We start from the raw sequence: 10,398 nt of genomic DNA, 5'->3' as shown, positions 1-10,398 counted from the left end.
ATGATTAGCGCAATTTTTTTTATTTTAGGGTTATTTACTCGTTACAGCCCCTTTTATATAGAACGATGAAGAATATCTAAAACCTCATTTAATTCATTAACATTGATTTGTCCGGGTGCACTGGCTTTTTTAGCCGCTCCAAATGTTAAACAAGAGCCAAATACTTCCCCAGCCAATCGAGAAATAACTCCCATTCCAGACATCGACATAGTAATAATTGGACGATCGGCATATTTTTCAGACATATCTTTTGTAGCTTTTAATAAAGTAAGAACATCTTCTTTATTTTGTGGCATTAAAGCAATTTTAGGAATATCGGCATTATATTCCTGCATCTTACGTAAACGATAAATGATTTCATCATATGAAGGTGTCTTATCAAAATCATGATTACTCATAATGACATAAACCCCATTTTCATGTGCATAATCTATTATTTCTTTGACTTCTTTTTCACCTGTAAAACATTCCACATCCACAAAATCGATTTGTTTTGAATCAATGATAACTTTATTTAAACTCACATAATCTTCATTTGAAATATCCATTTCTCCGCCTTCTTTTAAAGTACGAAAAGTAGCCAATAATACTATATCTTTTAATAAATTTCGAATCAAATAAATGGCTTCTAAAGCTTTTTCTACATTTAAAATGTCTATAAAATGATCCATTCGCCATTCAATGACATCAAAAGATAATCCTTTTAAATCTTCAATTTCTTTTTTTAAATCATCAATAGTTTTTCCCATTACAGGAATACAAATTTTTGGTTTTCCTTGTCCAAAAACGATATTACGAACTTCAATTGTTTTCATTTTTCTTCCCCATTTTTTATTGGATGATGATATTTTATCAAAAAAGCATTCAAAAAAACAATGTATTTTACTTCTTTTAAAAAAATATTGAAAATATTTTCATTGATTTTTACAGAATTTTCAATTATAATGTAAACCATGAAACAGATAGTTAGCTCATACTTTTATTTTTATAGCAAATAACCTTGGGAAAACATTTGCATATTTCAAGGTTTTTAAAAGCGTTAACTCATATTGGGTAACGCTTTTTTTCTTAAAGGAGGATATATGAAGATTGGACTGATTGGAAATGACTTAACAAACAATTTCACAAAAGAAGTTAGTGAGCGATTTGGTCTAGAAAATTATGAAATGATGGAAATGGATCAAAAAAGCGTTATTGATTTAGTGAAATCTAAAAATTTTGAAGGCATCAATATTACCTTTCCCTACAAAAAAGATGTAGTGGATTATGTAGATGTCTTAAGTAAAAATGCCAAAAAAATTAAAGCTGTGGATACCATCATAGTTAAAGACGGAATCAGTTATGGATACAACACGGATTATGAAGCTTTTATATATATGATTAAACGTCATAACATTGATTTTAAAGATAAAAAAATATTAATTATCGGAAACGGGGGTACCAGTGCAGCTGTAACTTGTGTTGCCAAAGACTTGCAGGCAAAAGAAATCAATATCATTGATATCAATCAATCCCCTGGTTCCATTTCCTATGATGAGTGTTATGCCAAACATCTGGATAGTCAAATTGTCATCAATGCCTGTCCTGTGGGAATGAGTCCAAAAATCGAGGAGAGTCCTATCGATATGCATTTATTTTCAAAATGCGAAGCTTTCATTGATATTATTTACAATCCGATTTTAACGAAGATGGGATTGGATGCCCAGGAAATGGGTATTAAACGAGTTATTGGTATTGAGATGTTAGTGGCACAAACTAAAAGTGCTGTAGAAATCATAAAACGCATTTCCATCAGTGATGAAATACTGAATCAAGTGATTCATGATACTTTGATCAAGAATTGTAACATTGTCTTAATTGGAATGCCAAGTGCTGGAAAAACGACGATTGGGCATATGCTGGAAGAAAAATTAAAGAAACCATTTATTGATATGGACGAAGTCATCATTCAAGATACTAAAATTTCAATTCCTGAAATATTTAAAAGAAGTGGTGAAGCTGGTTTTCGTAAATTAGAAACACTAACAGCTTTAAAATTATCTCGAATGAACAATAAAATCATTGGAACAGGTGGTGGAACCATAAAAAATAAAATCAATATGGATTATCTTCGATTAAATGGAATCATTATTTTCATTGATCGAGACTTAGAAAATTTAGTGACTTATGATCCAAATCGTCCATTGTCTTCTTCTGTACAAGCCGTGGCTAAGTTATATGAAGAACGATATCCGATTTATCAAAAATACGCAACAGCTATTGTATGCAACAACGACAAAATTGAAGAAGCTGTGGATGAGATTATAAGTGTGTATCATAAAATTGTAAAAGAAGCGATTTGTTAAGAAAGAAGGGTTATTATGATTATTACAGTTAAAAAAGAAGCACAAAAACATGATGTAGATTTATTGATTCAGAAGTTAGAGTTACAAGGTGTACAAGTTCATTTGATTTTAGGAGAAAACTATAATGTATTTGGATTAGTCGGTGATACTTCGAAATTAGATGAAAAAAATTTATTGGCTAATCCAATTATTACAGACATTCAAAGAGTTTCTCAACCTTATAAATTAGCCAATCGAATGTTCCATCCAGAAGATACAGTCATTGATGTCAATGGCATTCAAATTGGGGGCAATAAAATTGTTATGATTGCAGGTCCTTGTTCCGTTGAAGGACAAGAACAAATTACGCGTATTGCCAAAGAAGTCAAAGAAGCAGGCGCAGATATGTTACGTGGAGGGGCTTATAAACCTCGTACTAGTCCATATGCTTTCCAGGGAATGGGAACAGCTGGTGTATTGGCTATGGTCAATGCACGTCATGAAACAGGTTTACCAATTGTTTCTGAATTAATGGCGATTGAGCATTTGCCTGAATTCGTTGAAAACGTGGATATTATTCAAATTGGGGCTCGTAATATGCAAAACTTTGATTTATTGAAAGCTGTTGGAAAAACAAAGAAACCAGTTTTATTAAAACGTGGATTAGCGAATACCATTGAAGAATGGATCATGGCCGCTGAATATATTATGTCGGAAGGAAATCCAAATGTGATTTTCTGTGAACGTGGAATTCGTACTTTTGAAAAATATACAAGAAATACATTGGATTTAGCCGTTATTCCGATTATCAAAGAAAGAACGCATTTACCAATCATCATTGATCCAAGTCATGCCGCTGGTGATTATAAATTAATTGAATCGCTTTCTTTAGCAGCCATTGCTGCAGGAGCCGATGGATTGATTATAGAAGTACATGACGATCCTTGTAATGCATGGAGTGATGGATCCCAGAGTTTAAAACCAAAACGTTATGCTCAATTAGTGGAAAAAGGTCGTGCTATCGCAAAAGTCATTGGTCGAACAATATAAAAAAAACAGTATCACATCAGATACTGTTTTTCTTCACTTGTCTCAATTAAATCGAGTCTTCTCTTATAATCTGGCATTACTTCTTTTAGAATTTTATAGAATGCCTCTGAATGATTTGGCTCAATGAAATGAATCATTTCATGGCAAATCACATATTCAATAAAATCCACTGGATAATGAACCAATTCTGAATTCAAAGTAATGGAATTTTTATCTGGATGACAAATTCCCCAGCTGGATTTCATTGTCCGAATTATAATTTTAGGTTTTTCAAATTCATAATTTGAAAACCGGAAATACATCATATCCAATATGTCTATAAAGACTTCTTTGGATATTTGATTTAAAAACCGCTTATATAACGACTCAATATCGGATTTTTCTTTATATTGGATGAGAAGTTCATCTTCACTATAGGAAACACGATTTGTAAGACTTTTTACCTTCTTTATACGAAAACTACGGCCAAAGATACGGACCGATGGCTGATAATTAAATTCATTCACATGTGCCTGTACATATTTTTCAATGGCTTCTACCGAACAGAATGGATTGGCATGGACAACTAATTCCCCATGTGCTGTCACACGCATACGTATACCTTTTTGCCGTGAAATCTTAACCGTATAATTTACTTGTTTCGCGTTAGAAGGATTTCCCTTTTTAACGTTTGACATTCGACGAGCACCAATTCCTTTCTGTCTATGTCCCCTTAACGCGAAATAATAATATCATATTTTAGGTCAAAAGCATACCATGAACCGAATAATTTTGATAAAATATCTTCATGAAAAATCCATATCCATTTTCACTTGATAATAAACGATATCAAACCATGAATTACTACTTTAAAACACAATACAATCAAAAAATCGCAAAAGTACCATTAAATGCCAATTTTACTTGTCCCAATCGAGATGGCACAAAATCTATAGGTGGTTGTACTTTTTGCTCCAGTAAAGGCTCTGGAGACAGTGTTTTACAATTCGATGCCGATGTACAATCTCAATACGAAATTGGACTTAAAAGGATGCAGAATAAATGGCCAGATTGTAAAGGCTTTGCGTATTTTCAATCATATTCCAATACCTATGCTCCATTAAATGTATTAAAAAAATTATATGATCCTTTTTATGAAAGAGACGATGTTTTAGGTATTTGCATTGCTACACGAGCAGATTGTTTAGAAGAAGATGTCATTGATTATTTTTCAAAACAAAGCTTAAAAAAAGAAACCTGGATTGAATTAGGTCTTCAAAGTATTCATGAAAAAACAATGGGAGCATGTAATCGTGCGCATTCTACGCAATTGGTTTTTGATAAAATAGAGAAGTGTAAACAAAAAAATTTAAAGGTTTGTGTTCATATTATGAATTCTTTGCCCTATGAATCCAAAGAACAAATGATTGAAACCGCAAAAAGAGTATCCAATTCAAGTTGTGATGCCATTAAAATTCATATGCTTCATCTTTTAAAAAATACAAAAATGGGTAAAGACTATATAGATTGTCCGTTTCCTTTATTGTCTTTAGAAGAATATGTTAATGTTGTGATTTGTCAATTAGAAGTATTACGAAAAGATATGATTATTGAGCGTTTAACAGGAGATGGCATGGCCAATGATTTAATAGCTCCAAATTGGACTTTAAAGAAAACCATTGTTTATAATGAAATTGATAAAGAAATGGTAAAACGAAATACGTGGCAAGGAAAATATGCTAAATAAAAAGTTCTGGTTTTTTCCAGAACTTATTTTAATTCAATACAGTAATTGTTTTTCTTTCCTCGACGAACAATTAAATAATTGTCCACATATGATTTATCTAAAGAAACAATATAGTTAACATCTTTTACTTTAATTCCATTAATCGCAATGGAATTCCCATTCACCCATTCTCTAGCTTCTCGTTTGGAAGAAGCAATTTTTGTTGTGACTAAAAAATCCACTAAATTTAATCCAGATTCACATGTTATTGTATCCATATTTTTTATTGCTTCACGACGTTGTTTTTCATCTAAATCCTGTAATTGCCCTTTAAATAAAGCATCTGTGATTTTTAAAGCCGAATCCAATTCTTCTTGTCCATGTAAATCACGAACAACTTCTTGCGCCAATGCTTTTTGTGCCAGACGTTTATGTGGCTCAGTTTCTAATGAAACTTGAAGTGTCTCAATTTCTTCTACACTTAAGAAAGTTAATTTCTTTAAGTATTCAATGACTTTTGCATCTTCGGTATTAAATAAGAATTGATATAATTCAAATGGAGACGTTTTATTTGGATCTAGCCATACTGTACCACTTTCACTTTTTCCAAATTTTGTTCCATCGGCTTTTGTGATCAAAGGCATTGTTAATCCATAACACTTAACATCGGCTCCACATTTTTTACGAATCAATTCCAATCCACTTGTGATATTTCCCCATTGGTCTTGCCCACCAATTTGCATAACACAATTTTTAGTTTGATATAAAGTTAAAAAATCCAGTGATTGAAGAATCATATACGAAAATTCTGTATAACTAATACCTGAATCTAAACGTTTTTTTACTGTTTCTTTATTTAACATATAATTGACGTTAAAGAATTTTCCATAATCTCGTAAGAAATCAATCACCGATAAATCTTTTGTCCAATCCAGGTTATTAACCATTTCAAATCCCCAAAGCTTAGAAATTTGTCCATGAAGAGCATCGAAGTTGTGTTTTAATACTTCTTTTGTCAACATATTTCTTTCACCAGTTGCTTTTGGATCGCCAATAAAACCAGTAGCTCCACCCACTAACATAATAGGATGATGTCCATGTTGTTCTAATCGTTTTGCCATCAATAAAGAAGAATAATGTCCAATATGTAAGCTATCAGCTGTTGGATCGGTTCCAATATAAAAAGTTATTTTCTGATTATTAATGACATCTTCTACTTCTGAACTTGTCACATCATTAATCAAGCCACGCCATTTTAATTCTTCAAAAAAATTCATAATTCCTCCTCATAAAAAAAAACGTCCTGTACATAAGGACGTCATAAACGCGGTACCACCTTACTTCTCTAAAAAAGAGCACTCAAACCTTTAACGCAGGTATACGTCTTTCGAAGCTAAAAGGTGTATTTCATAGATTCAACAAAAGCTTTTCACCATCCAGCTTCTCTCTAAATGTCAATTTCTATGTTCTTTTCTTTTTTCGCTTTATAAAAATTATACCGAAATTCATTGAAAACTCAAGCGCTTTTCAATTGTTTATAAAGTGCATATGTTTTTTCTTTGACAGGTAAAATAAAGTTTCCAATGTATTCACTGACAATGGCATTGTATCCTCTTTTATAATCAAAGACACCATAACCTTCTTGTCCTGGTTGAAAATATCCGCTGATTCCATAAAAATTGTAATACGAATATCCATTATCAATGGCTTGTTGAATCATTGTCCATTGAATTGCATAGGGACCTTTAAACATACGAGCATCATAATTGCTCGCTCCAATTAAATATACAATTTCTTTTCCATATTCAATAAATAAACAACAAGCCAGTGGAACCTCATTTCCATATTTTCGTTTCAAATCCTCCATGTTGTTAATTTTCTTTAATAAAGACTGATGATATTCTTCATCTGTTTTTAATTTTTTCATTTTCTTAGTGGAATTTGGATTTTTTTCTAAAAAAGCTTTTGTTGATGCAATACTTTTTTCAATTTTTTCTAATTCCGATTGAATTGTATTTTTATACAATTCAATATCTAAATAAGCATATAATGTTTTTACATGATCTTGATAGAATTCATATAACTCCTGATAATAAGAAAGTGAACTGGCTTCAAATCCCTGATGTTCACTGGTTTGTTTTTCCATTTCATCTAAAATATATAATTCATCTTTATTTAATTCACGGATTTGGACTTGATATTTTTTTGAAGTACGAATATCTTGTCGAGTCATATAAGAAAATTCCGCAAAAATTTCGTCCTTTGTTCGATCCACTAAATCAATACCCGATACCCATCGACATTGTTGATTGGGATTATATCCTTGACTCATTTCTAAATGTTCAAATCCACAGGCTTCTAAATTAGATACAATTTGAAAATTATTTAATCCATTTTCAACAATTTGACCATCTTTGTCTCTTTGCTGATAAGGAATATTAGGATCAATTTCTAAGAAAACAACATTTTTTGTTTTTAAATATTTTTTGATATCTCGAACAAATGCTTGTAAAAGCGCTTTGTCTTTATAATCAATGACCATTCCTCTGGGAATATAAGCATATCGAAATACTTTCATCAAAGGAAATGTGGCACATAAACAACAAGCTACACAATCATCGTGGTTAAAATAACCAAGATATTCTACATTCCATCCATTGTGTTTTAATTTATTTCCGGCATAGGATGAATGCAAAAAACTTTGATATGGATATTTTTCAAGACACGACTCATATAAGTCTGGATCAATCGATTTTAATTTCATAAACACCTTCCAATCTTTTTCAATTCTATCATAAAACAATATAAAAGCAAAAGATGTTAGTTTCCTAACATCTAATTGGCAACAATATTTACAATTTTTCCTTTTACAACAATGATTTTTCGAATTGTTTTTCCTTCTACTTGTTTCTTTACAGATTCAATTTCAAGTGCTTGTTGTTTCAAAGCTTCCTGATCTGTATCAACAGCCGTTTCAAATTTACCACGAACTTTACCATTGACTTGAACAACACAAGTAAATGTTTCTGAAACTAATTTTGATTCATCATATACTGGCCATGGTTCATAGGTAAGGCTTTGATCATGACCTAATAATTGCCACATTTCTTCTCCAATATGTGGACAAATACAGCTCAACATTTTTACAATGCCTTGTGCATATTCTTTATAAACTGTTTCTACTTTGTAGCATTCATTTACAAAAACCATCATTTGACTAATGGCTGTGTTAAATCCCAGTGATTCAAAGTCATTTGTGACTTTTTTAACTGTTTGATGATAAATACGATCTAAAGAATGATCATTTGTTTCTGTCACTTTACCACTTTCAATAAACAAACGATAAACACGTTCCAGCCATTTCTTAGCACCTTCTACGCCCTTAGCATTCCATGGTTTGCTGGCTTCCAAAGGACCCATAAACATTTCATATAAACGAAGTGTATCGGCTCCGTATTGTTTCACAATATCACTTGGATTGACAACAAATTCTGGATATCGTTTTCCCATTTTAATTCCATTTTCACCTAAAATCATTCCCTGGTGAACTAATTTTTTAAATGGTTCTTTAACAGGCGATAATCCTTTATCATATAAATAATTATTCCAGATACGAGAATACATTAAATGCCCCACGGCATGTTCAGGTCCACCTACATATAAGTCCACTGGCATCCAATGTTTCAACAATTCATAATTCGCAAATTCTTTATCATTATGTGGATCAATGTAACGAAGGAAATACCAGCTGCTTCCCGCACTTCCTGGCATTGTGCTTGTTTCGCGTTTTCCTTTGATACCATTTTTATCATAGACTTTCCATTCTGTTGCGTTTTCTAAAGGTGCCTGTCCATTGTGTCCTTTATAGTCTTCAAGTTCCGGTAATATCAATGGAAGTTCATCATCTTCTAAAACATAATCTTCTCCATTGTCTAAATGAACAATTGGAACAGGTTCACCCCAATAACGTTGACGCGCAAAAATCCATTCACGGAAACGATAATTTACAGTTTCTTTGGCAATACCCATATCCACTAATTTTTTTGTGATAGCTACTTTCGCTTCTTCAACTGTTAAACCCGTAAATTCTTCTGAATTTATTAGTTTACATCCTTTACCAAGATAATCTTGTTTTTCAAAAGCACATTGACTGACATCACGTCCATCAATAACTTGAATCATATCAATATTATGGGCAATCGCATATTCAAAGTCACGTTGATCATGGCTTGGAACCGCCATAACAGCACCTGTTCCATAATTTGCCAGTACAAAGTCACCAATAAAGACTTCGACTTCTTTTCCATTGACAGGATTGATTGCTTTAATGCCTTCTAGACGACATCCAGATTTTCCTTTATTTAATTCAGTACGATCCATATCCGATTTGGAAATAGTTTCCTGAATATAAGCTTTTACTTCTTCCTGATTTTGAATACGAGGCATTAAATCTTGTACCAGTTGACCATCAGGTGCTAAAACCATAAAAGTGATTCCATAAATGGTTTCAATACAAGTTGTAAAGATTGAGAATTTTCCGCCACCAACAATCTGGAATTCCACTTCAACACCTGTAGAACGACCAATCCAGTTTCTTTGCATTTCTTTTGTTGATTCAGGCCAGTCAATTTCATCTAATCCATCTAATAGTCTTTGCGCAAAAGCAGGTTGATCAATACATAATTGTTTCATATTTTTACGAATAACTGGATACCCACCTCTTTCACTCTTTCCATCAATGACTTCATCATTTGAAAGAACAGTTCCTAATTCTTCACACCAATTGACAGGCATATCAACATATTTGGCATATCCATCTTTATATAATTGTTTAAAAATCCATTGTGTCCAGTGATAAAATTCAGGATCACTGGTCGCAACCATTCTAGACCAGTCATAATCAAATCCCAGTTCTTTTAACTGGCTAGTGAAATATTCAATATTTTTTTGTGTAAATCCATTTGGATTGTTTCCTGTTTGAACCGCATATTGTTCCGCTGGTAACCCAAATGAATCATATCCCATAGGATGTAATACATTATACCCTTGCATACGTTTCATACGAGATACAATATCTGTAGCTGTATAGCCTTCTGGATGTCCAGCATGTAATCCTACACCACTTGGATATGGAAACATATCCAATGCATAAAATTTTGGTTTACTGAAATCCCAGATATCGGTTTTAAATGTTTCATGGTCTTCCCAATACTTCTGCCATTTTTTTTCAATTTCCTGATGATTATACATTCTCTTCCTCCTAAAATCGAGTAGAGTAGAAAGTTGAAAAAATCAACTTTCATCCCCTCTCACACCACC

8 protein-coding genes and 1 other annotated feature are annotated in these 10,398 nt (G+C 32.4%); of the genes, 3 read left to right on the top strand and 5 right to left on the bottom strand.

Annotated features, from left to right (window positions below; translation table 11 throughout):
- Positions 1–53: 53 nt before the first annotated feature.
- Entirely contained in the window at positions 54–815 is a 762-nt protein-coding gene (gene aroD / locus ACI32A_RS05200) for a type I 3-dehydroquinate dehydratase (protein ID WP_439753975.1), read from the bottom strand.
- 267 nt (positions 816–1,082) lie between these two features.
- On the opposite strand from aroD, the gene ACI32A_RS05195 reads away from it, so the two are divergent.
- Both ACI32A_RS05195 and aroF read left to right on the top strand, forming a co-directional pair.
- The gene (locus ACI32A_RS05195) at positions 1,083–2,345 is read left to right on the top strand and encodes a shikimate kinase (RefSeq protein ID WP_439753974.1); all 1,263 of its coding nucleotides are present in this window, start codon (positions 1,083–1,085) and stop codon (positions 2,343–2,345) included.
- Positions 2,346–2,360: 15 nt separating this feature from the next.
- Positions 2,361–3,374: a 3-deoxy-7-phosphoheptulonate synthase gene (gene aroF, locus ACI32A_RS05190; RefSeq protein ID WP_439753973.1), complete on the top strand. Its 1,014-nt coding sequence runs from the start codon at positions 2,361–2,363 to the stop codon at positions 3,372–3,374.
- Between the two features lie 11 nt (positions 3,375–3,385).
- Here the strand turns inward: aroF and ACI32A_RS05185 are convergent, their stop codons facing one another.
- Positions 3,386–4,051, bottom strand: coding sequence for a M48 family metallopeptidase (locus ACI32A_RS05185; protein WP_439753972.1), 666 nt, complete (start codon positions 4,049–4,051; stop codon positions 3,386–3,388).
- Positions 4,052–4,161: 110 nt separating this feature from the next.
- Between ACI32A_RS05185 and ACI32A_RS05180 the strand changes: the two genes are divergently transcribed.
- Positions 4,162–5,100, top strand: a complete 939-nt coding sequence (locus ACI32A_RS05180; RefSeq protein WP_439753971.1) for a TIGR01212 family radical SAM protein — start codon at positions 4,162–4,164, stop codon at positions 5,098–5,100.
- 23 nt (positions 5,101–5,123) lie between these two features.
- Here ACI32A_RS05180 and tyrS read toward each other — a convergent pair whose 3' ends face one another.
- The 3 genes from tyrS to leuS all read right to left on the bottom strand — a co-directional run bounded on the left by tyrS (position 5,124) and on the right by leuS (position 10,329).
- The gene (gene tyrS / locus ACI32A_RS05175; protein WP_439753970.1) at positions 5,124–6,356 is read right to left on the bottom strand and encodes a tyrosine--tRNA ligase; all 1,233 of its coding nucleotides are present in this window, start codon (positions 6,354–6,356) and stop codon (positions 5,124–5,126) included.
- Between the two features lie 31 nt (positions 6,357–6,387).
- Positions 6,388–6,568 (bottom strand) — a binding site (T-box leader).
- A 27-nt stretch (positions 6,569–6,595) separates the two neighbouring features.
- Positions 6,596–7,843 carry a peptidoglycan bridge formation glycyltransferase FemA/FemB family protein gene (locus ACI32A_RS05170; RefSeq protein WP_439753969.1) on the bottom strand — a complete coding sequence of 416 codons (1,248 nt, stop codon included), beginning with the start codon at positions 7,841–7,843 and terminating at the stop codon, positions 6,596–6,598.
- Between the two features lie 71 nt (positions 7,844–7,914).
- Entirely contained in the window at positions 7,915–10,329 is a 2,415-nt protein-coding gene (gene leuS / locus ACI32A_RS05165; protein WP_439753968.1) for a leucine--tRNA ligase, read from the bottom strand.
- Positions 10,330–10,398 lie beyond the last annotated feature (69 nt).

The organism is Floccifex sp. (assembly GCF_051873555.1).
Lineage (GTDB): Bacteria > Bacillota_I > Bacilli_A > Erysipelotrichales > Erysipelotrichaceae > Floccifex.
This window is presented reverse-complemented; position numbering and strand designations above follow the sequence as displayed.

What these genes read in the sequence shown, in the direction of transcription:
- aroD (WP_439753975.1), bottom strand. Translation starts at nt 815, where the DNA reads ATGAAAACAATTGAAGTTCGTAATATCGTTTTTGGACAAGGAAAACCA.
- ACI32A_RS05195 (WP_439753974.1), top strand. Translation starts at nt 1,083, where the DNA reads ATGAAGATTGGACTGATTGGAAATGACTTAACAAACAATTTCACAAAA.
- aroF (WP_439753973.1), top strand. Translation starts at nt 2,361, where the DNA reads ATGATTATTACAGTTAAAAAAGAAGCACAAAAACATGATGTAGATTTA.
- ACI32A_RS05185 (WP_439753972.1), bottom strand. Translation starts at nt 4,051, where the DNA reads ATGTCAAACGTTAAAAAGGGAAATCCTTCTAACGCGAAACAAGTAAAT.
- ACI32A_RS05180 (WP_439753971.1), top strand. Translation starts at nt 4,162, where the DNA reads ATGAAAAATCCATATCCATTTTCACTTGATAATAAACGATATCAAACC.
- tyrS (WP_439753970.1), bottom strand. Translation starts at nt 6,356, where the DNA reads ATGAATTTTTTTGAAGAATTAAAATGGCGTGGCTTGATTAATGATGTG.
- ACI32A_RS05170 (WP_439753969.1), bottom strand. Translation starts at nt 7,843, where the DNA reads ATGAAATTAAAATCGATTGATCCAGACTTATATGAGTCGTGTCTTGAA.
- leuS (WP_439753968.1), bottom strand. Translation starts at nt 10,329, where the DNA reads ATGTATAATCATCAGGAAATTGAAAAAAAATGGCAGAAGTATTGGGAA.